General features: G+C 66.5%; 20 protein-coding genes and 2 pseudogenes. 15 read left to right on the top strand and 7 right to left on the bottom strand.

Annotated elements, in window-relative coordinates; translation table 11 throughout:
* Positions 1-6 precede the first annotated feature (6 nt).
* The 4 genes from JJ685_RS03205 to JJ685_RS03190 are packed head-to-tail and all read left to right on the top strand — an operon-like array spanning position 7 to position 3,616.
* Positions 7-813, top strand: coding sequence for an SDR family NAD(P)-dependent oxidoreductase (locus tag JJ685_RS03205; RefSeq protein WP_201672716.1), 807 nt, complete (start codon positions 7-9; stop codon positions 811-813).
* A gap of 21 nt (positions 814-834) precedes the next feature.
* The gene (locus JJ685_RS03200) at positions 835-1,809 is read left to right on the top strand and encodes a Bug family tripartite tricarboxylate transporter substrate binding protein (protein ID WP_201672715.1); all 975 of its coding nucleotides are present in this window, start codon (positions 835-837) and stop codon (positions 1,807-1,809) included.
* Between the two features lie 5 nt (positions 1,810-1,814).
* Positions 1,815-2,588: a citryl-CoA lyase gene (locus JJ685_RS03195; RefSeq protein ID WP_201672714.1), complete on the top strand. Its 774-nt coding sequence runs from the start codon at positions 1,815-1,817 to the stop codon at positions 2,586-2,588.
* A complete protein-coding gene (locus JJ685_RS03190; RefSeq protein ID WP_201672713.1) occupies positions 2,585-3,616 on the top strand; it encodes a cyclase family protein in 1,032 nt (343 codons plus the stop codon). The genes JJ685_RS03195 and JJ685_RS03190 overlap by 4 nt, the downstream gene beginning before the upstream one ends.
* Before the next feature lie 779 nt (positions 3,617-4,395).
* Here the strand turns inward: JJ685_RS03190 and JJ685_RS03185 are convergent.
* Entirely contained in the window at positions 4,396-4,602 is a 207-nt protein-coding gene (locus JJ685_RS03185) for a hypothetical protein (RefSeq protein WP_201672712.1), read from the bottom strand.
* Positions 4,603-4,930: 328 nt separating this feature from the next.
* On the opposite strand from JJ685_RS03185, the gene JJ685_RS03180 reads away from it, so the two are divergent.
* From JJ685_RS03180 to JJ685_RS29605, 5 genes and pseudogenes are all read left to right on the top strand, one after another.
* Entirely contained in the window at positions 4,931-7,075 is a 2,145-nt protein-coding gene (locus JJ685_RS03180; RefSeq protein WP_201672711.1) for a hydantoinase/oxoprolinase family protein, read from the top strand.
* 12 nt (positions 7,076-7,087) lie between these two features.
* Positions 7,088-9,412 (top strand): hydantoinase B/oxoprolinase family protein, encoded by a 2,325-nt coding sequence (locus JJ685_RS03175; protein WP_201672710.1) that lies wholly within the window; start codon positions 7,088-7,090, stop codon positions 9,410-9,412.
* Positions 9,413-9,431: 19 nt separating this feature from the next.
* On the top strand, positions 9,432-9,938 hold the full coding sequence (locus JJ685_RS03170) for an acetone carboxylase subunit gamma (RefSeq protein WP_201672709.1): 507 nt from the start codon (positions 9,432-9,434) through the stop codon (positions 9,936-9,938).
* A 110-nt stretch (positions 9,939-10,048) separates the two neighbouring features.
* Positions 10,049-12,028, top strand: a complete 1,980-nt coding sequence (locus JJ685_RS03165; RefSeq protein WP_201672708.1) for a sigma-54-dependent Fis family transcriptional regulator — start codon at positions 10,049-10,051, stop codon at positions 12,026-12,028.
* Between the two features lie 118 nt (positions 12,029-12,146).
* Positions 12,147-12,608: pseudogene (locus JJ685_RS29605) on the top strand (IS5/IS1182 family transposase); the annotation flags it as partial.
* Positions 12,609-13,123: 515 nt separating this feature from the next.
* Here the strand turns inward: JJ685_RS29605 and JJ685_RS03160 are convergent.
* Together JJ685_RS03160 and JJ685_RS03155 are read right to left on the bottom strand one after the other, a co-directional pair.
* Entirely contained in the window at positions 13,124-14,752 is a 1,629-nt protein-coding gene (locus tag JJ685_RS03160) for a peptide MFS transporter (RefSeq protein ID WP_201672707.1), read from the bottom strand.
* A 496-nt stretch (positions 14,753-15,248) separates the two neighbouring features.
* Positions 15,249-15,794 (bottom strand): DNA-deoxyinosine glycosylase, encoded by a 546-nt coding sequence (locus JJ685_RS03155; protein ID WP_201672706.1) that lies wholly within the window; start codon positions 15,792-15,794, stop codon positions 15,249-15,251.
* A 217-nt stretch (positions 15,795-16,011) separates the two neighbouring features.
* Between JJ685_RS03155 and JJ685_RS03150 the strand changes: the two genes are divergently transcribed.
* Positions 16,012-16,404 (top strand): universal stress protein, encoded by a 393-nt coding sequence (locus JJ685_RS03150; protein ID WP_201672705.1) that lies wholly within the window; start codon positions 16,012-16,014, stop codon positions 16,402-16,404.
* A 130-nt stretch (positions 16,405-16,534) separates the two neighbouring features.
* Here the strand turns inward: JJ685_RS03150 and JJ685_RS30200 are convergent, their stop codons facing one another.
* Complete coding sequence (locus JJ685_RS30200) at positions 16,535-17,428, bottom strand: DUF3616 domain-containing protein (RefSeq protein WP_201672704.1); 894 nt, start codon at positions 17,426-17,428, stop codon at positions 16,535-16,537.
* Positions 17,429-17,722: 294 nt separating this feature from the next.
* Between JJ685_RS30200 and JJ685_RS03140 the strand changes: the two genes are divergently transcribed.
* The gene (locus JJ685_RS03140) at positions 17,723-17,992 is read left to right on the top strand and encodes a DUF2164 domain-containing protein (protein WP_201672703.1); all 270 of its coding nucleotides are present in this window, start codon (positions 17,723-17,725) and stop codon (positions 17,990-17,992) included.
* A 725-nt stretch (positions 17,993-18,717) separates the two neighbouring features.
* On the opposite strand, the gene JJ685_RS03135 is transcribed toward JJ685_RS03140, so the two are convergent.
* From JJ685_RS03135 to JJ685_RS03125, 3 genes and pseudogenes are all read right to left on the bottom strand, one after another.
* The gene (locus JJ685_RS03135; RefSeq protein ID WP_201672702.1) at positions 18,718-20,397 is read right to left on the bottom strand and encodes a SulP family inorganic anion transporter; all 1,680 of its coding nucleotides are present in this window, start codon (positions 20,395-20,397) and stop codon (positions 18,718-18,720) included.
* Between the two features lie 611 nt (positions 20,398-21,008).
* Positions 21,009-21,173, bottom strand: a pseudogene (locus tag JJ685_RS03130) (tyrosine-type recombinase/integrase); the annotation flags it as partial.
* A gap of 10 nt (positions 21,174-21,183) precedes the next feature.
* Positions 21,184-22,158, bottom strand: coding sequence for a LysR family transcriptional regulator (locus JJ685_RS03125; RefSeq protein WP_201672701.1), 975 nt, complete (start codon positions 22,156-22,158; stop codon positions 21,184-21,186).
* 162 nt (positions 22,159-22,320) lie between these two features.
* On the opposite strand from JJ685_RS03125, the gene JJ685_RS03120 reads away from it, so the two are divergent.
* From JJ685_RS03120 to JJ685_RS03105, 4 genes are read left to right on the top strand one after another with little or no spacing between them, the layout of a single operon-like run.
* Positions 22,321-23,145, top strand: coding sequence for an ABC transporter substrate-binding protein (locus JJ685_RS03120; RefSeq protein WP_201672700.1), 825 nt, complete (start codon positions 22,321-22,323; stop codon positions 23,143-23,145).
* Positions 23,146-23,163: 18 nt separating this feature from the next.
* Positions 23,164-23,859 (top strand): amino acid ABC transporter permease, encoded by a 696-nt coding sequence (locus JJ685_RS03115; protein ID WP_330901693.1) that lies wholly within the window; start codon positions 23,164-23,166, stop codon positions 23,857-23,859.
* Between the two features lie 3 nt (positions 23,860-23,862).
* Entirely contained in the window at positions 23,863-24,615 is a 753-nt protein-coding gene (locus JJ685_RS03110) for an amino acid ABC transporter permease (protein WP_201672699.1), read from the top strand.
* Between the two features lie 8 nt (positions 24,616-24,623).
* Complete coding sequence (locus JJ685_RS03105) at positions 24,624-25,352, top strand: amino acid ABC transporter ATP-binding protein (RefSeq protein WP_201672698.1); 729 nt, start codon at positions 24,624-24,626, stop codon at positions 25,350-25,352.
* Positions 25,353-25,355 lie beyond the last annotated feature (3 nt).

Genomic DNA, 25,355 nt, shown 5'->3' with positions numbered 1-25,355 from the left:
CCTGCAATGGAAGCCAAAGAACGCACATTCGACCGCTCCCTCAAGGGGCGGGTCGCCATCGTCACGGGCGCGGGATCGCGCGCCGAGGGTATCGGAAACGGCCGTGCCGCCGCGATCCTGCTGGCGCGCGATGGCGCCCGCGTGCTGCTGATCGACGCGGTGCAGGAGTGGGCGCAGCGCACCCAGGAGATGATCGCCGAGGAGGGCGGGGAGGCCATGGTCTGCGCGGCGGACGTCTCCCGCAACGAGGACTGCCAGGCCGCCGTCGCGCAGGCCGTGCAGCAGTGGGGGCGCGTCGACATCCTGGTCAACAACGTCGGCATCGGCGGGCCCAAGGGCACGGCCGTCGACCTGGATCTGGAAGAGTGGGATCAGGCGCTGCGCGTGAACGTCACCTCCATGATGCTGATGGCGCGTCATTCGATCCCGCACATGCTCCAGCAAGGCAGGGGATCCATCATCAACGTCGCCTCGGTGGCGGGCCTGATCGGTGGCCATCCCAGCCTGCTGTACCCCACCTCCAAGGGCGCGGTCGTGAACATGACCCGCGCGATGGCCGCGCACCACGGAGCGCAGGGCATCCGCGTCAACTGTGTCGCCCCCGGCATGGTCCACACGCCGATGGTGTACGCCCGCGGCATGTCCGAGGAAGTTCGCGAGGTCCGCCGCAAGCGCTCGTTCCTGCAGATCGAAGGCAGCGGCTGGGACGTGGGGCACGCCATTCGCTATCTCGCCAGCGATGAATCGGGCTGGGTGACCGGCACGATCTTCCCCGTGGACGCCGGAGCCACGGCGGGCCGGCATTCCTACTGAGAGCCAAGAGAGACAATCCTCATGAAGCGTAGAACCCTATTCACCGGAGCCCTCGGTTGGGCAGCCCTCGGATCCTGGGCGCACGCCGCGAGCGGCGAGAGCTATCCCCAGCGCCACATCACGCTGGTAGTTCCGTTCGGCACCGGCAACATCGCGGACAACCAGGGGCGCATGATCGCCCGCCACCTCGAGAAGGTCCTGGGCCAGGCCGTGGTGGTGGAAAACAAGCCGGGCGCCGGCGGAAGCATCGGCACCGAGTTCGTCGCCCGCGCGCCTGCCAACGGCTACGTGCTGCTGTACGGCACGCACGGAACGCAGGCGGCGAACACGGCGCTCTATCCGGCCAGCCGTATCAATCCGTCGTCCGACCTCCGCGCGGTCCACTCGCTGTTCCGGCAGTCCACGGTCATCGTGACGCCGGCGAACCGCCCCTGGCGCAGCGTGCGGGAACTGCTGGAGGCCGCGCGCAAGGAGCCCGGGCGCCTCACCTACTCATCCTCCGGAGTCGGAACGCAAACGCACCTGGCAGGAGCCAAGTTCCAGGACGCCACCAAGGTCAGCCTCACCCACGTCCCCTACAACAGTCAGGCATCCATCACGGATCTGCTGGCTGGCAATGTGGACCTGTCCTTCAACTACGCGGAAACCGTCGTGCAGCACATCGAAAGCGGCAAGCTGCGGGCGCTGGCGATCAACGGCAAGACGCGCATGGCCGTGCTGCCCGGCGTGCCCACCGTGGGCGAGGAGGGCTACCCCGGCGCGGCGGTGGAAGGCTGGTCCGGCGTGTTCGCTCCGCGCGGCACACCTGATGCGATCGTGGCGCTGCTGGCGCGCGAGATCGGCAAGGCGACCGAAGCGCCGGAAGCCAAGGCAGCGATGGCCAGGCTGGGCAGCTATCCGATGGGGCTTTCGGACGTCGCCTTCCAGTCCTTCGTGGAGTCGGAAGTCCCGCGCTGGCGCGACATCGTGAAGAGCGCCGGGGCGGAAGGGCGCTGAAGAAAATGCTCAAGAGCTACATCGGAGGCGGCGACCCCGACCACATCCGCATTCGCGGGTTCGACCTCGTCGAGGATCTCCTCGACAAGCACGATTTCGTTGATGTCCTGTGCCTCGCGATCCTGGGCGAGTTTCCTGACCAGAAGATGCGGCGGCTGATCAACAACTCACTGGTCACCTCGATCGACCACGGGTTGACGCCCAGCGCTCTGGCCACGCGGCTCACGTTGCATGGCGCTCCAGAATCGCTGCAGGGCGCGGTGGCCGCAGGTCTGCTGGGAGCGGGCAGCCGCTTTCTCGGAACGGTGGAAGTCAGCGCCCGGTTCATGCAGGAGGCGATGAACGCGCTGCAGGGCGTGAGCGATCCGACTGACGAGCAGCTTCGCCAATTGGCCGATGCGGTCGTGGCGCGCAGCCGTGCCGAACGCCGCAAGATCCCCGGCTTTGGCCATCCGATCCACGTCGACGGTGACCCGCGGACGGCCCGCGCACTGCGCATCGCGCAGGAGGAGGGCTACTTCGGCCGCCACTTCCGGTTCGCGCTGCAACTGTCGCAAGCTCTGTCCGCCGACGTGGGACGGCCCATGCCGCTGAACGCCACCGGCAGCAAGGCTGCGGTGCTGCTGGACCTGGGATTGAGCCCCGAGTTCGGCAAGGCACTCACGCTCATCGGCCGTGTCGCCGGTCTGGTGGCGCACGCGTTCGAGGAGAGGAAGCGGCCTATCGGTCAGGACATCTGGAACATGGCGGCCGCCGCTTCGGAGGCCGGCGAGCCATGAGCGGAGCGCCGGGCGCAAGTCGCTGGCGGCACCGGCCGCCGCAATCGAACTGGGGCGACTTCGGCGCCGACGACGAACTAGGGCGCCTGAACCTGATCACCCCGGAGTGTGTGTTGCGCGCGACGCGGGAGGTGCGCACCGGGCAGAGCTTCTGCCTGAGCCTGCCGCTCGATCTGCCCGGGGGCAATGTCCTCAACCCTCGCCGGCATCCACCGCAGTTGCGCCCGACGCTGCGCGAGGGCCGGTCGGTCTTCAACCTGCCGATCGGCGACGCCAGTCTCGGGCAGACGGACGTCCTGTGCGACGACGCCGTCCTGATCCACACGCAGTATTCGACCCAGTGGGACGGTTTCTCCCACGTGGGGCACCTGTTCGACGTCGACGGCAGCGGCGTTGCGCAGGCGGTCTACTACAACGGATTTCGAGCGGGCGAGGACCTGATCGGCGCGGACGACCCACAGGGCCGGCCTTCGGGTGCGCGGCGGCTGGGGGTCGACGTGTTCGCCGCCAAGGCGATCCAGACCCGCGGTGTACTCGTCGACCTGAAAGCGATCGCCGGGCAGCAGCGGGTGCGCATCGGCTACGACGACTTCATGCGCGCGCTGGACGCGTGCGGCGTGCAGCTGGAGTCGGGCGACATCCTCTGCCTGTATACCGGCTTTGCCGACCTGGTCCTTCAGGCGGCTGGAGCGCCGGACCCGTCCCTGCATCGGCAGTGCGCGGTTCTCGATGGCCGTGACCAGCGCCTGCTGCAGTGGATCGTCGACAGCGGAATCGCCGCTTTGTGCGCCGACAACTACGGGGTGGAGGAGATCCCGGCTGGTGGCCCCTGTGAGTGCGGCCCACGGCTGCCGTTGCACGAGCTGTGCCTCTTCAAGCAAGGCATTCCGTTGGGCGAGCTGTGGTACTTGAAGGAGCTGAAGTCCGTGCTTGACAGCCATAAGCGCTCGGCGTTCATGCTGACTGCGCCGCCGCTGCGCCTCCCAGGCGCTGTGGGCTCACCCGTCACCCCGGTCGCCACGATCTAGCGGTGCAGAAAGCTGAGGTCTCCAACGGGCGGCCTCAAGGCGCGTTAGGCTGGGGCATGAGCCTGAACGTGGGAGCGCGCAGCGCCCCCTTCACAGTAGGTGCTCCACCTAGATAAATGCCGCGTGCCGCTGAGAGGCGCCTGGGCGAAGTTGAGCAATGGACCTATGTCCCATGAGAAGTGGCTGGCTATCCCCGACCGGCTGCTGCGAAGCCCTACGCTCTCATGGCAGCGCGAGCCTACGCCGGAGAGGACGCCGGCAGCCTGGACTTGCCAACTTTCCCAGAGATGGCTGGTGGCCCGTGGCCGGGTGTGACTCGCATCAGCGTGGGTCGGCTGATTGCGGCCATGTCCAGCCACAATCAGGTTCCGGATGCTCCCCTACGCTCTGGTGCGGAGAACCCATGAAGCACGATCTTGTTTCCACAGATCCCGATGACTCTGACGGAAGTTCGGGAGCACGCATTCGTGACGCAGGCTCACGTCGACGCTGCGCTGGCGTACGTGTTGGAGCACCCGGAGGTGCGTCGCGGACGTCCTCGTAGATAGGCCCGGGAGGGTACTATCCAGCGCCTGCGGGAAGCGCTGCTTTCGGCCGAGGCTGTGTGAAAACTCGCTCAGAACGGAAATTCAGGGGTCCTCAACCCCTTCTCCGCATCGAGATCGTCGATCCTAGAGCGATCTGGGAGGTCGATTTTCTGCCGGGGCGCCGCCTCGGCGAGTTTTCACACAGCCTCGGCCATGAGCGGCCGCCGCTACGCGCGCGCCGATACCGGCACCTCAGCCCGCCTGCACCGAGGGTGCCCCGAACACCCGTCCAACCAATGCGCGGGCGAACAGGTACTGGTTGAAGCAGCGGCGGCTCAGCGCGTCCAGGTCGACGCGGCCATCCGCGTCGCAAGGGAACTCGCAATCCTCGTCAAATTCCCGCAAGGGAGGGAAGTGCAACCGGTAGCCCGGGCCGTGCTGCATCGCGTCTGCTCGCATGAATGTCTCCTGAGGGTCTGCGGTCGCCTCCTTGCATCTGGCGTGCCACCCCGAACTCCCGCGCGAGCGCCAACGGCGCGACGCACAGACCGTCCGGATTCCGACCGTTCGACCGGAAATCGAACGCCGCTGCATCCCCCGACGGCCGCGGCGGGGGCTCCGCGTAAACCCGAGGCCGCCCAGCGGAATCAAGGACTTGGCGCTGCCCGCGGGCTGGCATCGGCGCGTGGCACATGCGCTGCATCACAAGGGACAGGCGGCAGGGCCGCCCACGCGGGACGCGGCGCCGCCGTCGTCCACCCTCATGTCCACGCAGGAGACACACGCAATGCAACTGCAGTCCCAGGTCCAGGTGATGGGCATCGATGCCGGCGGCACGATGACCGACACCTTCTTCGTCCGCGACGACGGACGCTTCGTCGTCGGCAAGGCCCAGAGCAATCCCGCCGACGAATCCCTCGCGATCCTGAACTCTTCGAAAGACGCGCTCGCGCACTGGAAGCGCGAAGTCGACGATGTCTATCCCGAACTGCTCACCTGCGTCTACTCGGGCACCGCGATGCTCAATCGCGTCGTGCAGCGCAAGGGCCTCGACGTCGGACTGATGGTGAACAAGGGCTTCGAGCACGTCCACTCGATGGGCCGCGCAATCCAGAGCTACCTGGGTTACGCGCTGGAGGAACGGATCCACCTCAACACCCACCGCTACGACGAGCCGCTGGTGCCGCTGGCGCGCACTCGGGGCGTGACGGAGCGCACCGACGTCCAGGGTGAGATCGTGATCCCGTTGCGCGAGGACGAAGTGCGGCAGGCTACCCGCGAGCTGGTCGCGCACGGCTCCAAGGCCATCGTGATCTGCTTCCTGCAATCGCACAAGAACGGCACCAGCGAGCAGCGCGCCCGCGACGTCTGCCGCGAGGAGCTACAGATGCTGGGCAAGGACATCCCGGTGTTCGCGTCGGTGGACTACTACCCGCAGCGCAAGGAAAGCCACCGCATGAACACCACGGTGCTGGAAGCCTATGCGGCCGAGCCCTCGCGCCAGACGCTCAAGAAGGTCAGCGACCGCTTCCGCAAGCACGGCGCCAAGTTCGACCTGCGCGTGATGGCCACCCACGGCGGCACCATCAGCTGGAAGGCCAAGGAGCTGGCCCGCACGATCGTCTCCGGCCCCATCGGCGGCGTGATCGGCTCCAAACTGCTGGGCGAGGCACTGGGCTACGAGAACATCGCCTGCTCCGACATCGGCGGCACGTCCTTCGACATGGCGCTGATCACCAAGGGCAACTTCGCGATCGCCTCCGACCCCGACATGGCGCGCCTGGTGCTGTCGCTGCCACTGGTCACGATGGACTCCGTGGGTGCGGGTGCGGGCAGCTTCGTGCGGCTCGATCCCTACAGCGGCGCTATCAAGCTCGGCCCGGACAGCGCGGGCTACCGCGTGGGCACCTGTTGGCCGGAGAGTGGCCTCGACACGGTGTCGGTGTCCGACTGCCACGTGGTCCTCGGTTACCTGAACCCCGAGAACTTCCTGGGCGGCGCGATCAAGCTCGACGTGCAGCGCGCGCGCCGGCACATCAAGGAGCAGATCGCCGATCCGCTGGGCCTGTCGGTGGAAGACGCCGCCGCCGGCGTGATCGAGCTGCTGGACCTGCAGTTGCGCGAATACCTGCGCTCCAACGTCAGCGCCAAGGGGTACAACCCGACCGAGTTCGTCTGCTTCTCCTACGGCGGCGCCGGCCCCGTGCACACCTACGGCTACACCGAGGGCCTGGGCTTCAAGGACGTCGTGGTGCCGGCCTGGGCCGCGGGCTTTTCCGCCTTCGGCTGCGCCTGCGCCGATTTCGAGTACCGCTACGACAAGAGCGTGGACCTTGCGCTGCCGCAGACCGCGTCCGCCGAGGAGAAGGTGCGCGCTGCCACGACGATCCAGGCCGCCTGGTCGGAACTGGCCGCCAAGGTGATCGAGGAATTCCGCATCAACGGCTTCGATGCCAAGGACGTGATCCTGCGTCCGGGCTTCCGCATGCAGTACATGGGGCAGCTCAACGACCTGGAGATCAGCTCGCCGATCGCCAGCGCCGCCGGCGCCGAGGACTGGGATCGTATCGTCGAAGCCTTCGAGGACACATACGGCCGTGTGTACGCCAGTTCGGCCCGCTCCCCCGAACTGGGCTTCTCGGTGACGGGCGCCATCATGCGCGGCATGGTCGCCACGCAGAAGCCGGTCCTGCCCGAGGACCCGGAGGGCGGCCCGGTGCCGCCGAAGGAAGCGCACCTCGGCACCCGCCTGCTGTACCGCCAGAAGCAATGGCACGAGGCCGTGATCTGGAAGATGGAAGCGCTCAAGCCAGGCAACACCATCACCGGCCCTGCCATCGTCGAATCCGACGCCACGACCTTCGTCGTGCCCAAAGGCTTCGCCACCAGCCTCGACAAGCACCGCCTGTTCCACCTCAAGGAAGTCCGTTAAGGAGACGCCGCCATGAACATGATGACCGCCAGGGAAGTCGGCTTCGCCGACCTGCTGAAGAACGGACAGACGCTGAAGGAATTCCGCGACGGGATTCTCGCGCGCACCGCCGCCACCGGGCACTACAACGGCCTGGAACGCCTGGAGTTCCGCGAGTCCGACCCGATCCGCTACGAGAAGATGTTCTCCAAGCTGCGCGGCGGCCTGGTGCACGCCCGCGAGACGGCCAAGAAGATCGCCGCCTCGCCGATTGTGGAGCAGGAGGGCGAACTGTGCTTCACGCTGTACAACGCCGCAGGCGACTGCGTGCTCACCTCCACCGGGATCATCATCCACGTGGGCACGATGGGCGCGGCGATCAAATACATGATCGAGAACAACTGGGAGGCCAACCCCGGCATCAACCCCGGTGACATGTTCACCAATAACGACTGCGCGATTGGCAACGTGCATCCCTGCGACATCGCCACCATCGTGCCGATCTTCTCACACGGCAAGCTGGTGGGCTGGGTCGGCGGTGTGACGCACGTGATCGACACCGGCGCGGTGACGCCCGGCTCGATGTCGACCGGCCAGACGCAGCGCTTCGGCGATGGCTACATGATCACCTGTCGCAAGACCGGCGTGAACGACACGCCGCTGCGCGACTGGCTGCACGAATCGCAGCGCTCGGTGCGCACACCCAAGTACTGGATCCTGGACGAGCGCACCCGCATCGCCGGCTGCCACATGATCCGCGACCTGGTGGCCGAGACGATCGCCGACGAGGGACTGGAGGCGTTCGAGAAGTTCGGCTACGAGGTGATCGAGGAAGGCCGCCGCGGGCTGCAAACGCGCATCAAGGCCATGACGCTGCCCGGCAAGTACCGCAAGGTCGCCTTCGTCGATGTGCCCTACAAGCACGAGGACGTGCAGACGTCGAACGCCTTCGCCAAGCTCGACACCATCATGCACTCGCCGGTGGAGATGGAGATCCGCAGCGACGGCTCCTGGCGGCTCGATTTCGAGGGCGCGAGCCGCTGGGGCTGGCACTCGTACAACGCGCATCAGGTCGCCTTCACCAGCGGCATCTGGGTGATGATGACGCAGACCCTGGTGCCCACGCAGCGCATCAACGACGGCGCCTACTTCGGCACCGAGTTCCACCTGCCCAAGGGAACCTGGATGAACCCCGACGACCGCCGCACCGGCCATGCCTACGCCTGGCACTTCCTGGTCTCGGGCTGGAGCGCCATGTGGCGCGGCCTCTCGCAAGCGTACTTCAGCCGCGGCTACCTGGAGGAGGTCAACGCCGGCAACGCCAACACCTCCAACTGGCTGCAGGGCGGCGGCATCAACCAGGACGGCGAGATCCACGCGGTCAACAGCTTCGAGGCGTCTTCCTGCGGCACCGGCGCCTGCGCGGTCAAGGACGGGCTGAACCACGCCGCCGCAATCTGGAACCCCGAAGGCGACATGGGCGACATCGAGATCTGGGAGATGGCCGAGCCGCTCCTGTACCTCGGTCGCAACGTCAAGGCCAACTCCGGCGGCTACGGCAAGTACCGCGGCGGCTGCGGCTTCGAGACGCTGCGCATGGTGTGGAAGGCGCAGGACTGGACGATGTTCTTCATGGGCAACGGCTACATGAACAGCGACTGGGGGCTCATGGGCGGCTACCCGCCGGCCACTGGCTACCGGTTCGAGGCCCACAAGACGGGCCTGAAGGAACGCATCGCGCTGCACGACAGCCTGCCGCTGGGCGGCGACACGAATCCGGAACTGCCGGATTACGAGAACCACATCAACGCCGGCTCGGTCGTCAAGCGCGACCAGCAGTGCATGACGACGGAGGACTGCTACGCGAACTACGACCTGTACCTGAACTACCTGCGCGGCGGCCCGGGCTTCGGCGATCCGCTGGATCGCGAAGTGGACGCCATCGCCACGGACCTGAACAACGCGGTGCTGCTGCCGGAATTCGCGCGCAAGGTGTACGGCGCCGTGGCGACCAAGGATGCGAACGGCGTCTGGTCGGTCGATGCCAAGCAGACCGCGCTTCAGCGGCTGGAGATCCGCCGCCAGCGCCTGGCGCGCTCCATTCCCACTCGGGAGTGGATGAAGGAGGAGCGCGAGCGCATCCTGACCAAGAAAGCGTCGCTGCAGGTGCAGCACATGTTCGCCACCAGCTTCGCCCTGTCGGCGAAGTTCGAGCGGCAGTTCCGGGACTTCTGGAGCCTGCCGGAGTCCTGGACCCTGAAGGAGGAGGAACTGGGCGTGCACAGCTACGGCTCCAAGTACCGCATGGACCTGTCCACCATGCCCGATGTGAAGACCGTCGTGCTGTGCGAACAGTGAACACCGAGGAGAAACCACCATGTCCACCTACACCCGCGAACAAGTCCGCAACCTCGTCGACGGCAAGCTCGATTGGGACACCACGCTGCGCATGCTCTCCATGCCCAAGGACGCCGAGCGCTTCAAGCAGTACCTCGCCGCCCTGCAGGACAAGCTCGGATGGACCGACCGCATCGTGCTGCCGCTCGGGCCGCACCTGCACATCGTGCAGCAGGCCAAGACCAGCCGCTGGGTGACCCAGTGCGACTGCGGCCACGTGTTCTGCGACTGGAACCAGAACTGGAAGCTGCACGCCAACATCTATGTGCGCGAGGACGAGGCCGCCATGAGCGAGGTCTACCCGAAGCTGATGGCGCCGGACACGAAGTGGCAGGTGTACCGCGAGTACTATTGTCCGCAGTGCGGCACCATGCACGACGTGGAAGCGCCGACGCCCTGGTACCCGGTGATCCACGACTTCGAGCCGGATATCGACGCCTTCTACAAGGACTGGGTGAAGCTGCCGCTGCCGGAACGGGCCAACTAAATCCCGCGGCGCCGTGAGGGCCGGGCGGCGCGCGCCGCCCGGCCTCTTTCGTCCGCGCGCTATATCATGCAGACACACTAGGCCGGGATACACGGCCGGAGGAGACCAGCATGGCCGCAGACAGCCAGGTGTCGTTCTCGGACCCCCGCCATGAATCCGCGGTCGTGGCTGCCTGGGAATCCTTCCTCAAGGGCGAGGTGCGTTCCGGGGAAGCCTTGCGCTCGCTCGTCGATGCCTCCTGGCAGCGTTCGCTGCAGGCGCAGGTCGACCCGCACGCGCGCAGCGGGCCGAATCCGCTGCCCGACGCCGATCTCTACCTGCTGCGCGAGCGGCAACGCGAACTGCTCGAGGCAAGCGCGCCGGTGATGGCCTGCGCGCGTGATTTCCTGGCGGAGACCGGCACGTTGATGGCTCTGGCGGACGCCCGCAGCACCATCCTCACGACCGAAGGCGACGTGCCGGCGCTGCATTCGGCCGAGACCATCCAGCTGGTGCCCGGCGCGAGCTGGTCCGAAGCGACCTGCGGCACCAATGCGATCGGCACCGCGCTCGCGGTCGGCCAGCCGGTGCAGATCCACAGCGCCGAGCATTTCGTCCAGGGCATCAAGCGCTGGACCTGTTCCGCCACGGTGCTGCGCCACCCGCTCGATGGGGAACTGGTCGGCGTGCTCGACGTCTCTGGTCTGTCGCAGACCTACAGCCGCCAGACCCTGGCCCTAGTGGTCACCGCCGCCAGCCGCATCGAAAGCCGGCTCGCCGCCAACGAGATGGAGCGGCGGTACCGGCTGCTCGAACATGCGATGGGCCGCTTCGCGGGACACGACGGCGTGGTGCTGTTCGACCGCCGCGGCAACCCGATCAAGGCCAACGAGCACGCGCTGCTGGCGGTGGAAGCCGCGGGTGGTCGCATCGACCTGGCCGGTGGCGGCCGGGTGCCGGAGCTAGCGGCGGGGCGCCTGGGGCGCCAGCCCGGTCGCGGCACTTTGCCGGACTGGGTGCGCCCGGAGTGGCTGGAGCCGCTGATCGTCCAGGGCGAGCACCTGGGCACGCTGCTGGTGGTGCCTCCCTCCGCCGCGCCGACGCGGGCGCCCAGCCTGCCTTCCGCGCCCAGGGCCGCTGCCGCCTCGGCGCAGCGTGCGCCGACGGCCAACGCCTTCTCCCGCCTCGTCAGCAGCGATCCGCAGTTGCTGGACGCGATCGGCAAGGCCCGCCAGCTCGCACGCGGCCGCACGCCGGTGCTGCTGCTCGGGGAAACCGGCGTCGGCAAGGAGGAATTCGCCCGCGGCATCCACGGCGACAGCGGCGGGCCCTACGTGGCCCTGAACTGCGGCGGCCTCTCGCGCGAGCTGCTGGCCAGCGAGTTGTTCGGATACGCCGAGGGCGCCTTCACCGGGGCGCGCAAGGGCGGGCTGGCCGGCAAGATCGAGGCGTCCCATGGCGGCACGCTGTTCCTTGACGAAATCGGCGAAATGCCGCTCGACATGCAGCCGAACCTGCTGCGCGTGCTGGAACAGGGCGAGATCTACCGGCTGGGAGAGAACACGCCCCGGCGCGTGCAGTTCCGCCTCATCACGGCCACGCACCGCGACCTGCGCAAGGAGATCGCCGCCGGCCGTTTCCGCATGGACCTGTTCTACCGCATCGCAGTGACGAGCCTGCGCATCCCGCCGCTGCGCGACCGCAAGGGCGACATCGAGCTGCTCGCGCGCCACTTCCTGGAACGCTTCCGCCGCGAGCAAGGCTCGCCCGCGGGGGACATCGATGCGCAGGCGCTCGGGCTGCTGCAGGCGTACCCTTGGCCCGGCAATGTGCGCGAACTGCGCAACGTGATCGAGGGCGCGGTGCTGCTCTCCGACGGCCCGCTGCTCACGCGAAGCGCGCTGCCGCGCGAGTTCATCGAGAGCGCCGAGGCCGGCGACGACAACCCACCTGTCCCCGGCGGGGTGCGCAGCATCGCCGAAGGCGAGGAGGCGCTGATTCGCAACGCGATCTCAGCCAGCGGCGGCAACCTGACGCTCGCTGCCCGCCAGCTGGGGATCGCCAAGAGCACGCTCTACGCGAAGCTGCAGCGCTACGGCCTCTCGCGCTGACCCGGGAGCAGAAGTTGCCAGCGGTCGCGCCGGAACGGCCTTGCCCGCGACGCGGGCTTCAGGTCCGCTCTGGGTGTGCGCCGTGCAAAGGCGGCGCTTTCCAGTGGGTGAAAGTCCCACCCGGCGGCCGCGGGAGAAGATCGCGACACTGCGCGATCAGATGCGTCGGCTCGATGGCACCAAGGCGCAGCGGGCGCTGAGCCGGACGATCAACTCTCGCTGACGGATCCTGATGCCCGCTCGATGATGTCGCAAGCCAAGGGCACCTGCACTGTGGGCTACAACGTGCAGGCGGCCGTGGGTGCGAAGCATCATCTGATCGTTGAACCACGAGGTCACCAACATCGGCAGCGACCGGGCACAGCTGGCGAAAATGGCGTCCACCGCGCGTGAGGTCATGGGCAAGAAGAAGCTGCGTGCGTACGCTGACCGCGGCTACTAAAGCGCCCCAGAGATCAAGGATTACGCCGACGTTGGCATCGCCACGTACGTGCCCAAGCCAATGACATCGGCTTCCAAGGCCGAGGGGAGATTCGACAAGAGCGACTTCGTCTACATTGCCAAGGATGACGAATACCGGTGATCACCTCCGCCTTGCCGCGTCTGTATGGGGTCGATCACTGCCGTCGCGCTTGGCTTGCCCCTAAAGCACAGGACACGGAAGGGCAGAGTTCGGCCATCAGGAGACATGGTCAAAACGTCGACCGAATGCTGCAGAGAGGTGAAACAGCACCGCGGTGCGGACCCACGATGCCGCTCGCCCCGGATTTTGCCGACGAGGAACGCCGCGCGACGCCCTGGCGGCCTTCAGCACCATGGTCGGCGCGATCGTGCTGGGACGTGCGCTGGACGACCCGGAGTTGGTGGACGAGTTCCTGTCGGCTGCGCGCGAGAGCGTCTAGGCAGCAGCCAACAGAGATTCCAGGCCGGCTCGCCGCGTTGTGATCTGCCCTGGTGCAAAGTCGACTCCGCGAACTTTATGCATGACCTTGGTTGCGGAAGCCATGGGAGCGCCAGCCCTGGCCCTTGCATAGTCCTCCGACGCAGGTGCCGTTACCGTGTGCTTGCCAGGCGGTGGACGCAAATCAGACATCCCTAGCTGCGCGAAGGGATGGCAGCGGTCTCTAGTTGCTCCTCGCGGCCCTTGCAGACGGCAGCGGCGTCAGCGGGCGAGGCTCGGTCGGTCAAGGTTTCGAGATGCATCCACCGCCGCACCACCGGCGAGACCAGCAGCACGGCCACTCCGACGCCGATGGTGACCCAGCCGATCCGCGAGTAGATTGCCAGCGTGAGGTCCTTGCTCATCTCGCCGCTCGCACCGCCGGTCGCCTCGCCGATCTTGCCCGCGACGAAGTTTCCGACCGCCGCCATGTAGAACCATGCGCCCATGATGAAGCTGGCAAGGTGCAGCGGAGCAAGCCGGTTCATCGCCGAGAGACCGACCGGAGACAGGCACAGCTCGCCGGTGGTCTGGAGCAGGTAGATCAGGAACACGAAGATCACTGGGGTCAACGCGGCGCGGCCCACGCTGTCGGCGCCCCACACGAAAACCAGAAACGACAGGCCGACCTGCAGCAGGGCGAGGCCGAACTTGGCGGGCGCGGAAGGCTCCAGCCCCTTGCGGCCGAGCGTCTGCCACAGCCAGGCGAACAGTGGCGCGAGCAGGACGATGTAGATCGGGTTGATCGACTGGAACAGGCTGGTCGGCACCCCGGCCCGATCGACATACTTGTCGGTATAGAGGTTGAGACTCCCGCCTGCCTGCTCGAACAGGCCCCAGAACAACGGCTGCAGGGCGATCAGGAAAAGGATCGCGAAGATCCGCTCGCGCGCCACCTTGGGCAGCTTGAACGCCTCGAAGAGCGTGTAGAGGAGCATTGCCACGCCCGAGATCATCAGCAGCGTCTGGATCAAGCTCTGGTACTGGATGAGGGCCCATGCGAGCGCCACGGCGCCCAGGCCCACGGCATAAAGCATCCATTCGCGCGCGGCGGCGAGCGGCGCGGGAGCTTCGCCGCGGCCGCGCAGGGCCGGCCTGCCGACGATGAAGATGATCAGGCCGCAGATCATGCCGATGCCGGCGAGGCCGAAGCCGTAGGCCCAGCCGATCGTCTCGCCGAGGTAGCCGACCAGGATCGTGCCGAGCGCCGCACCGACGTTCACGCCCATGTAGAAAATCGTGTAGGCGGCATCACGGCGCACGTCGGTGAGCTGGTAGAGCTGCCCGACGATCACCGAGATGTTCGCCTTGAGGAAGCCCGAGCCGACGATGATGAAAGCAAGCGCTGCCCAGAACACGTTGATCGCCGGATCACCCTGGCCGCCGGTGCCTTCCACCGCCATCAGCAGGTGACCGAGCGCCAGCAGGACGCCTCCGAACAGCACCGCCTTGCGCTGTCCGAGCCAGCGGTCTGCGATCACGCCACCGAGCACTGGCGTGATGTACACCAGAGCGCCGTAGGCACCGTAGACCAGGCTGGCCTTGCCGTCGTCGAACAGCCAATGCTTGGTCAGGTAGAGCACCAGCAGCGCGCGCATGCCGTAGAAGGAGAAGCGCTCCCACATCTCGGCGTAGAACAGGACGAAAAGGCCGCGGGGGTGGCCGGCGACCTCCTCTCGCTTGCGAACGGAGATCAGCCCGCCGATCGCCAGCACTGCAAACAGCCCGACCGCGGCGAAGGCGGCAATCCAGTCGCCTTCATTCCATTGCGCCAGATCCTTCATCGCCAAATCCTCGTGATGAGCGGCCGCGGAGACATCAATCCAGATACTCCGTGGCACTGCGGAAGGAGGGGATATCCGTCCGCAGAAATCATCGACCCGAGGGATGTGGACTGGAACGTAGTGAACGTCTCCTGCATGGCGGCCGTGCCGTCTTCCTTCATGGGGATTCCTTGGTGGGTGCGTGCTGCAACGCTGGATCGTGCTCGCTACAAGCCGGTACTCGAAGTGTCCCGGCCTACCAGCGGCATCGTATGCCTCGTGCCCGCGGAGGGATCCCCCCAAGGCGGGGGGCGGCAAGAATGCACGATTGCTCTCGCAACGGCCAGTTACGAAGTCGTCGCCTTCATCGGTCGGCGGGCACGGGTGGCTCAAGACGGAGGTGCGCGTTCGTTTCGAGGCTTGAGGCTCCGGGTTTTGGATGCTGCTGCCCATAGGGTCGCACGCCTTTCATCCAATGCACGTACTCGCCCCCAATGGTGGGGGGCGAATGCGCAACTCAAAGGAGAGCGCCTCGCCACGCGCGCCGTTTCGCCTCATACGGGACGCCCGCGTTCGCCGGACTCGTTGAGGGAAGTGCGACCCATGCGCCTTTAAGGTGCTCGGAAAGTGTTTTCAGAACAAGCCGCTGATACAACTTTGAGGCGTGTTGCCCGTTCAGGCACACTCGGACGATCCCGGAATGGGAGGCAAAGAACGCGCCGAAGTCATTCGTGATGACGCTTGCTCCTTCGATGCTGGTGTCCAGGCTTCCAGGCCTGTGCGCGGTTGCGCACACATCCCAAAGCGCGATCCCTTGGTCGAGCAAGAGTTGCAGGCGGGCTTGATAGGGCAGGTCGATTGGCGCACCGAATACCTCACAGACGATGGGCCAGAACTGATTGCGGGGATGGGCGTAATACTCGCCACGGGCCAGAGAGGCCTGGCCGGGCAGAGTTCCGAGGACCAGGACACGCGCGTCGGGCCGCGACACGGCGGCGAAGCCGTCGGACTTCGCTGGCAGCTCCGTTGCGGCCTGGTGTGAACATGACTTGATGGTGGTCATTGTTTATGGACGCAAGGCGGCTACCGGTCCCAGAAGCAGCCCTCAAGAGTAGGACGACTTAACAGCGCGTCATCCCGACGCAGTCGCGACAACCCGACCGTCGACCGCGGATCGCAAAGGGGTAGTATTGAACGCAGCAGCAGTCACTCTCCGCCTCGGCGGCGCTCGCGACATCCGTTGTCACGATCCGCGGCTAGCGCGAAAAGGAGACCGAACCATGACCATTCTCGTTGCCTATGTCGCCCGTCCAGAGGGCCAAGCGGCCTTGGACAAGGGAATGGAGATCGCCAAACGCCGAAAGGAACGCCTGCTGGTGGTCAACGCCAGCCCCGGCGGAACGAAGGAAGATCCCGCGATGATCGACGCGCAGGAAAGCGAGCGGGTAGAAAAGCTGCTGCACGAAGCCAGCCTCGACGCGGAGTTGAAGCAGTTCGTTCGCGGCAAGAGCGCGGTCGAGGAGATCCAGGACTTGGTGGCGACTCAGGATGTATCCCTGCTCATCATCGGCCTCAGAAAGCGCTCTGCTGTCGGCAAACTCATCCTTGGCAGCGTCGCTCAGGAACTGCTGCTGTCGGTCCCGTGCCCGGTGCTGGCAGTCAAGGCGCAGTGACAGTTTAGCTGCGGCAGCGACAGGCCAAGATTTGGTCCTGTTGGCGATCGGCCTGCGTCCAGCCGCCTCAAGGGGGCCGTTGCGGAGGCCCCGACAAACCGATCGTACTGGTGAAAGCTGGGCACGTCGCCTACGGAAGGTCGACGCGCAGCGCCCGGACCTGCTGTTGCGCTTTTGTTCCCGTGCCGCAAACCGCATCGGGTTGCGTTGAGCCATCGTCACTCAGCAATGTCACCTTCCTGGAAGTCGGCGTGGCAAGGAGTGCCTCCGGAGCGATGCCCTTGGACGGCAGCTCGGACGCAAGCACTGGTGCGTCCGCTGCCTTCCCGGTCCATCGATAGATGGCAAAGGTGCCGCCGTCACCCACCGGACTGGCCACGATCAGGTAGTGGCTTTCGATCCGGTCGATGCTGCGAATGCCACGACCGCCAAGATCCAGGAGGATGGGCGTGTCGAACTTCGCCCGACCGCCGTCGACGACTGCCGCTGGATTCCTGAATGGCACCACCGGCGCCCTGCCTGCCCTCAATGGTCCGCGAAATCCAATCAGAAGCTCATCGCTTTTCCCGGCTGCAAGGCCTTCGATGTTCAGCCCTCCCTCCTGCTCCGGCAAGAGCTTTGCGGCTTCGGCCAGATTCAGATCCCGCAGTTCGGGGGCGGCGATCATGTCTTCGAGAAGGCCTGCATACGCGCTTCCGTGCGGCCGAACGGTCGGCGGGTGCGCCTTCGCGTCGACCTTCGTTGCGAAGAAGCGCTGGCGCCATTCCCTGGGCTTGCCAGACTTGGGGAGGCTGTGGGAAGAGATCCAATAGATCACATCGCCGACGCGCGCCCCGCCTTCGATGTCTGACGCTTTGTCCCCAGTGCCCAGGAACTTGGCGAGATCGATCGGCTTGCCGACAGGCTTGGGTTGGCCCAGCGCGTAGACGAGCAGCGTGTTGCATTCATCCTCCGCGACGACGAAGTGCTTCTCGTCCAGCATGGCGGCCGCAGATGCTTCTGCCATGCCGACGTAGCGGGTCACCGGGGCCGACTGAGCGAGAGATTGGCCAGCCAATGCAAGCGCAAACAGGGCAACCGTCGGGCGCAGCCCCGCTTGCGTCTTCCCAGCCATCCAGCCCGAAACACCAAAGCATCGCTCCCGCGCCACGGCGGCCTCCGAAGTCCTGGCTGGCAGCATTGAACCATATGCGCCGCGCCCGCTCCAGCCGCCAGGGGGGCGTCGGAATCGAACCGAAGGATCTCAATTGGCGAGTTCAAACCGGGCGCACTGCGCGGCCGCTTCGGGTCGGAAGCAGATGTGCCGCAAAATGCGCCAATGATCGAACTACCCAAGGAAGCCCGTCAGCAGGCTGTCGCTTCCATCGAGCGGTACTTCCTCGAGAGCATGGAGGAGAGGATCGGCAACGTGGCGGCCGGCGGGCTGCTCGGCTTCTTCCTCGAGGAGATTGGGCCCGCTATCTACAACCAGGCGGTGCGCGACGTGCAGGAGCGATTGCGGCTGCGCGTCGACGAAGTCGATCTCGAGGTGCACGAAGAGGAGTTCGCGTACTGGAAGAAGTTCGACCAAAGGCCGAAGCGGCGTTGATTCGTAGAGGACCGCTCTCGGCCACAACCAGCCGTTTGCACTTGGCCTCTGATTCCAGAGAGGCAAGCAGCCATTTCGATCGATTGAGCGCATCCGGGTATTGGCGCCGAATAAGTTTCAAGGCAACGTGCCGACTCAATATTGAACCAGGGCCGGTAGCCTTCCGCGAGAGGTCGGCTGTGGATAAGCCTACGTCGTTCTCTTCGCTTCTGAGCTCCTTGTGATGTCATGGTAAGGGGGCGGGTGAAGCCGCGGAGGGCGGAGCCCGCAGCGGCTTTCCCCGCGCCGGCCTCACCCTTCAGGGCCTGAACGGACGCCGGATCGACGGCGCTCGCAGCGGGCTGCGAGGCAGCGGGCGCCGGGCTCTGTGCACGGGCAGCAGGCACCAAGAGTGATGCCGCCAACACGATGAACAGCAGGAGAACTCGGACCATCGTGACATCCCCGGCTGGGACAGCATGACTGGTGCGACAGCGTCACCGCGTCCGCGGAATTATTCTTCGAACCGTGCCGCCGGCTGTTGGACCTTGGGTCCATCCCCGCCACGCGGGTGTACCTCGAAGTGAGCTGCGACTGGCCAGCTTGCCGCGCCCGTGAATCTTCGCCAGGAAGTTGGCTCCCTCGCCTCGCAGCGGTAGGGCTTAGGATCGAGCCTGTGTTGGGCGACTCCAGAGGCAATCCTCCTCCGTCTGAGCGCGATCAACGAGCCCGATTTGGCCGGGTCTTCAGCGCGCCACGGCCACGGCCGATTGGCGCTTGCTGAACTGCTGGATTGCGGCACGGGCGTTCGGCAGCAGGCGCTCGCGGCCGAGGCGCTCAACGAGCCCCGCGGTACGGAGACTTTCCATCACATTCGGGCTGAGGCCTGCCAGCCAGACCGTCGCGCCCTGCTCGGTGGCGCGTTTCTCGCCGTCGATCAGCATCCGCAGCGCCGAATACTCGATGTCGAAGACGCGACTCATGTCCAGCGTCAGCACCTGCGGACGGTATTGGGCGACGAGCGCCTGGATGCGTGCGCCGACCTGCTGCGCGTTGGCGAAGAAGAGGCGACCCTCGGGGCGCAGGATCAGCAGGCCCTCGAAGGTCTCGTCGTCCGGATGGTCCTTCTGCGTCGGATCAATCGGTCGCAGCACGTCGGCGCCGCGCTTGCGGCCGATGACGTAGACGTTCGGATACGCCACCTGGCTGCTCAGCCCGATCAGCGAGACGATGATCGCGACCACGATGCCCGGCAGCGTGCCGAAGACCAGCACGCCGGCGAACGCGATCAGCGCCCAGCGGAACTCCATCCGCCGCACGCTGCGGATGGCGCGAAACTCCGCCGGCTGGATCAGGCCGACCGAATAGACGATCACCACCGCGGCAAGCACCGCGTTCGGCAGCAGCCCCAGCAGCGGGGCGAGAAACAGCATCGTCGCGAGCGCGACCGCGGCGGTGACGAGCGACGCCTTCTGGCTGCGTCCGCCGACCGAACGAACGACCAGGGTCTGCGACGTGCCGCCGCCCGCGGGCATCGCGCCGAGCAGGCCGCCCGCGACATTCGCCGCCCCGGTGGCGATCAGCTCGCGGTCGGAGCGGATCGCAGGGTCGGACGCCGCGGCGAACGCCCGGCCGGCGGCGATCGCTTCGGTGAAGCTCATCAGCGCAATGCCGAGCGCCCCGGGCAGCAACTGTTCGACCAGCGCGAGGTCGGGCAGCGTGATCGACGGCAGCCCCTGGGGAATCGCTCCCACTGTCGAGACGCCGCGCGCGGCGAGTCCGAAGGCCCACGATGCCGCGATGCCTCCTCCAACCGCGAGCAGCGGCGCCGCCGAGTGCGGCTTGAGGCGCTCCAGCACCAGCAGCACGACGAGCGTCGTGACCGCCACCGCGAGCGTGAGGAGCGAGGTCTCGGGCAGGTGCTGCACGATGCTCGCCGCGTCGCGGAAGAAGCCGGCCTTGGTGATGTGGATGCCGAGCAGCTTCGGCACCTGGTCGAGCACGATCACAAGGCCGATGCCGGCCTTGAAGCCGGTCAGCACGGGCGTCGAGATGAAATCCGCGGCGAACCCGAGCCGCAGCACCGAAGCGAGCAGCAGCATTGCTCCGGTGAGCACCGTCAGTGTCGCCGCGGCGGCGACGAGCCGCCCCGGGTCGCCGTCGGGCACGACCAGCGCGAGCTGAGCGCCGGTCAGAATGGCGAGCGTGGTGGTCGAGCTGACGCTCAGCACGCGCGAGGTGCCGAGCAGCGCGTAGACCAGCATCGGCACAAAGGCGGTGTACAGGCCGACGGCGACCGGCAGCCCTGCGACCGTGGCGTACGCCATCGCCTTCGGAAGTACGACGGTGGCCGCAGTGAGGCCGGCGACCAGGTCTGCGCGCAAGCCGCCGGCAGCTCGCACACCGAGGGTCGAATTGGAGATCATGCCTCCTCCGTCTTGGCGCCGAATGAGTCTTGAACCACCGTGCCGACTCAATCTTGAGCCAGAGCCAGTAGCCCTTCCGCGAGCGGTCGGCTGTGGATAAGTCTACGTCGTTCTCTTCGCGTCTGAGCTCCTTGTTATGTCATGGTAAGGGCGCGAGAGAAGCCTCGGAGGGCTGAGCCCGCAGCGGCTTTCCCCGCGCCGGCCTCTCTTAGGCGGTGGCATCCACAGTCGGTCGTTGCTGCCCCTTTCGCGCCTCGCGGACGCGGATCCTCCCCTTCACCACTGCGGTGCCGTGCAGGAAGCGATGGCTGTCGTTGCGGGTCTCGGCGAACTGGCAATGGTGTGGACACAAGTACGTCGCCGTGCCAGGCGGCACCACCGTAACCGGGCCCTGGGGCGCCGCCCGGGGCAGTGAACGTGCGGCTTCCTTGCCCAGAGGGGGCTCTTTATCGGCAGCGTACCCCTGCGACGAGCCCACGTGCAAACGATTCTGGCCAGGGTCGTCTCGGACTCTCAGCCGGTGAGCTCCCGCTGTGTGCGAAGCGCTGTCCATGTCATTAGGCCTCTGCAAGGCCGCGGGATCGACGGCAGAAACCGGCCAACTGCAGCCGTCACCCAACAGAGATCGCGTCCAGCGGACTCTTCGCCGCACCCGTGGACACCTTCAGCACCTGCGTGTAGATCATCGTGGTGCTCACGTCCCTGTGGCCCAGAAGCTCCTGCACGATGCGGATGTCCGTCCCTTATTGAAGCAAGTGCGTCGCGAAGCTGTGCCGATCGGTAGGCTCAGGCTCTGCGTCGGGACACGCCACGACCGCGCTTCGACGCTCCGGAGGCGGCACCTGACATGACCGGGGGAAGTACGTCGGTTTGGAACATCCGAGTGAAGTCGCAGCTTTCCTGGGCGAGCATGGTGACGGACGCGATCAGCGTGCTTCGCTGGTCGCTGCGATAGAGGGCGACGTAGCGCGTCACGGGGAGCGCCGGCGTGACCTTGATCGTCGCCAGCATGCCGCTGTCCAGCATGGGCTGCAGGCACCGCCAGGGGAGGTAGGTCACGCCCAGGCCGGAGACGGTCATCGAGATCAGGGCGAGCATGTTGTTGCTGACCAGAGCGACCGGCAGCTTCGTGCCCTGCGCCCCCAGCCAGCGGTCGACCATGATGCCGACGCCGGACTTGCTGCTCTGGGTGAGGAGGCGGTACCTGGCGAGCTCGTGCATCCGCAGCGGCCTCGATGCGTCCACCATGCCCGGCTTGCACATCCAGGCCATCTCAAGTTCGCCGACCCGACGGGCCTCGCAACGCGGATCGTCGAACGCGTCCGGGACGATGGCGATGTCTAGTTCGTCCGCCAACAGCTTGTCGCGCAACGTGACGCTGGTGTCCACGTCAGGCTCGATCACGACCCTCGGGTAGAAGGCCTCGATGCGCTGCACCAGGCGGGGCAGCCACGTCATCGCGGTCAGTTCCGTCACACCCAGGCGAAGCCGGCGCTCGATCACTTCGGGGCGCAGGAACTGTTCGACGGCGGCGTCCCGCTCCCCGAGCAGGCGCTGCGCGACGGCGAGCATCTCCTCGCCCTTGTCGGTCAGGCGCGCGGTGCGCAGCGTCCGGTCGAACAGCGGGGTGTCGAACAGGGACTCCAGCTCCTGAACCCGCTTCGAGATGGCCGACTGGGTGGCGTGCAGCTTGGTCGCGGCCTGGGCAAAGCCGCCCAGCCGCGCCACCCAGAAGATCGCCTCAAGCTGCTTGAAGGTCATCACGGCGGAGGGCGTTCCTAGGGGAAAGCCCCAAATGTATCGCTTTTATTCGCGTTGAACGAGTCCGAAATATCGCTTTTTTTCGGCTGAGGGGTGACCAAGAATCCGAACCCTGCCTACCACTGCCTCCCCATCTTTCCGATAGCACCGAGGAACCTTCCCATGCGCAAGCTTTCCCTGATCTCTTGTGGCCTGCTGACCCTGGCCCTGTTCGGCGCCCAGGCGGCCCGCGCCGACCAGCTGGCCGACATCAAGCAGAAGGGCACCCTCGTGTGCGGCACCCTCGGCAACGCGGAGCCTTTCAGCTTCCCGAATCCGCAGACGCGCGAGACCCAGGGCTACGACGTGGACTTCTGCGGCGCCGTGGCCCAGGCCCTGGGCGTCAAGCTCGAACTGAAGCTGATCTCCGTTGCCGCTCGCATCCCCGAACTGATGCAGGGCCGCGTCGACGTGCTCGCCGCCAACCTGGGCTGGACCGGCGAGCGAGCCAAGCAGATCGCCTACAGCGACAGCTACTTCGTGAGCAACCAAATGGTCTCGGCCCGCCGCGTCGACAAGTACAAGAGCCCGGCCGATCTGGCCGGCAAGCGTGTCGCCGCGCCCAAGGGTTCGACCTCGGAGGCCGGCGCCCGCAAGCTGATCCCGAACGTCACCACCGTCACCTTCCAGGATGCGCCGGCGCTGTTCGTCGCCCTGCAGCAGGGCAAGGTGGACGGCGTCGTGCTGTCCGAGCTGACGCTGGTGAAGTGGAAGCACGATGCCGAGAGCAGCCCGGTCCCGATCGACGTGCTGCAGCCGCCGCTGTTCGTCGAGCCGTGGGGCATCGGCATGCGCAAGGGCGAGACCGCGCTGATCAACAAGGTCAACGAGGTGCTCTCCGGCATGGAGAAGTCCGGCGAAGCCGCCAAGATCTTCGACAAGTACCTAGGTGCCGGCACCGAGTACAAGCTGCACCGCACGTTCAAGATCGAGCCGATCAAGGGCTGACGCCCGCAGGTGTTGCCCGTGCCATTGCTTGATTTCTCCGTACTGTTGCGGGAGGACGCCCCGCAGATGCTGCTGCACGGCATCGTCCTGATGCTGGAACTCACGGTGCTCGCGTGGATCCTCGCAATGGTGCTGGGCACGCTGCTGGCCCTGGTGCGTATGGGCCGCAGCCGCTGGGCGCAGGCGGCGGTGGCGGGCTGGGTCGAATACCACCAGAACGTGCCGATGCTGGTGCAGATCTTTCTCTGGTACTTCGGCATCTCCACGCTGTTGCCCAAGGGTGCGGAGATCTGGCTGAACCAGCATGGCGGTGAGTTCGCCTTCGCGACCATCTCGGTCGGGTTGGCGACCTCGGCCTACATGTCGGAGTCGCTGCGCGGCGGCATCCGGGCGATCCCGCATTCGCAGATCGAGGCGTCCCGCGCGCTGGGTCTGAGCTACCTGCAGGCGTTCCGCCACGTCATCTTTCCGCAGGCCTTCCGCATTGCCCTGCCGACCCTCATCAACCACACGGTGCTGCTGTTCAAGAACACCTCGCTGGCGATGACCATCGGCGTCGCCGAACTGACCTACGCGACGCGCGAGATCGAGAGCCGGAGCTTCAAGACGGTGGAGACCTACTTGTTCGCCACCGTCGTCTATCTCGGCATCTCCCTGCTGATCATGGCGGCTGGCAGCTTGGCGGAGCGGCGCCTTCGCATCGTGGCGAGGTAAGGCATGAGCGACATCGGAACCATCCTGCACGACTACGGCCTGCTGCTGCTGGTGGGCCAGTACCCGAACGGCCCGCTCGGCGGGCTGGCCCTGACCTTCATCCTGGCGATCCTGGGCATCGCGCTGGCCTTCCCCCTGGGGGTCGGCCTGGCCTTCGCCCGCGTGAGCCGCTTCCGGCTGCTGTACTGGCCGGCCACGGCCCTGGTCTACGTGATGCGCGGCGTGCCGCTGATCATGCTGATCTTCTGGGTCTACTTCTTCCTGCCGGCCCTCCTGGGGCGGCCCGTCAGCGGCTTTAGCACCATGCTGGCGACGCTGGTGATCTACGAGGCGGCCTACCTGGCCGAGATCGTGCGCGCCGGCATCGAATCGCTGCCGCGCGGGCAGATGGAGGCGGCCCGCGCGGTCGGCCTCAGCTACGGGCAGGCGATGCGCAAGGTGGTGCTGCCGCAGGCGCTCTACAACATGGTGCCGGCTATGCTCAGCCAGTTCGTCTCCACCATCAAGGAGACATCGCTGGGCTACGTGATCAGCGTCAACGAGCTGACGTTCTCGGCCAGCCAGGTGAACAGCTCGCTGCTCACCAAGCCGTTTCCGGTCTACGCGGTCTTGGCCGCCATCTACTTCCTGCTCTGCTTCTCCCTGACCCAGCTCGCGCGGCACCTCGAGCGGCGCGTGGCGCGCCGGCGTGCGGGCGTGGCGGCAGCAGGCACGGCGCCGGTGGCGCCGCCCCCCCTGGCGGCGATCGCCGAATGAGGAACCCCATGATCCAGTTCGAAGGCGTGAACAAGTGGTACGGTGACTACCACGCCCTGCAGGGAATCGACGCCACGGTCGCCAGGGGAGAGGTAGTGGTTGTGTGCGGTCCCTCGGGATCGGGCAAGTCGACCCTGATCCGCACCGTGAATCGCCTGGAGGAGATCCAACAGGGCCGCATCCTGTTCGATGGCCAGGACGTGCATGCGCCGTCGCTGGACATCAACAAGTTTCGCAGCCGCGTCGGCTTCGTCTTCCAGAGCTTCAACCTGTTTCCGCACCTCTCGGTGGCCGACAACATCATGCTTGCACCCACCCTGGTGCTGGGGCGCGGCAAGGCGCCGGCGCGCGAGCGCGCGCAGCAGCTGCTGGCCCGCGTGGGCCTGGCCGCCAAGGCGGACGCCTACCCGGGGCAGTTGTCGGGCGGCCAGCAGCAGCGCGTGGCCATCGCGCGTGCCCTGGCCATGGACCCGCCCGCGATGCTGTTCGACGAGCCCACCAGCGCGCTCGACCCCGAGATGGTGGGCGAGGTGCTGCAGGTGATGAAGTCGCTGGCCCGCGAAGGCATGACCATGATCTGCGTGACGCACGAAATGGGCTTCGCCCGCGAGGTGGCGGACCGCGTCCTGTTCATGGACCACGGCCGCATCGTCGAGACGGGAACACCGTCCGGCTTCTTCGAGCACCCGCAGAGCGAGCGGGCCCAACGCTTCCTGGCCGACCTGCGTTCGCACTGACGC

This window comes from Ramlibacter monticola (assembly GCF_016722785.1).
In the GTDB taxonomy this organism is placed as follows: Bacteria; Pseudomonadota; Gammaproteobacteria; order Burkholderiales; family Burkholderiaceae_C; genus Ramlibacter; species Ramlibacter monticola.
This window is presented reverse-complemented; position numbering and strand designations above follow the sequence as displayed.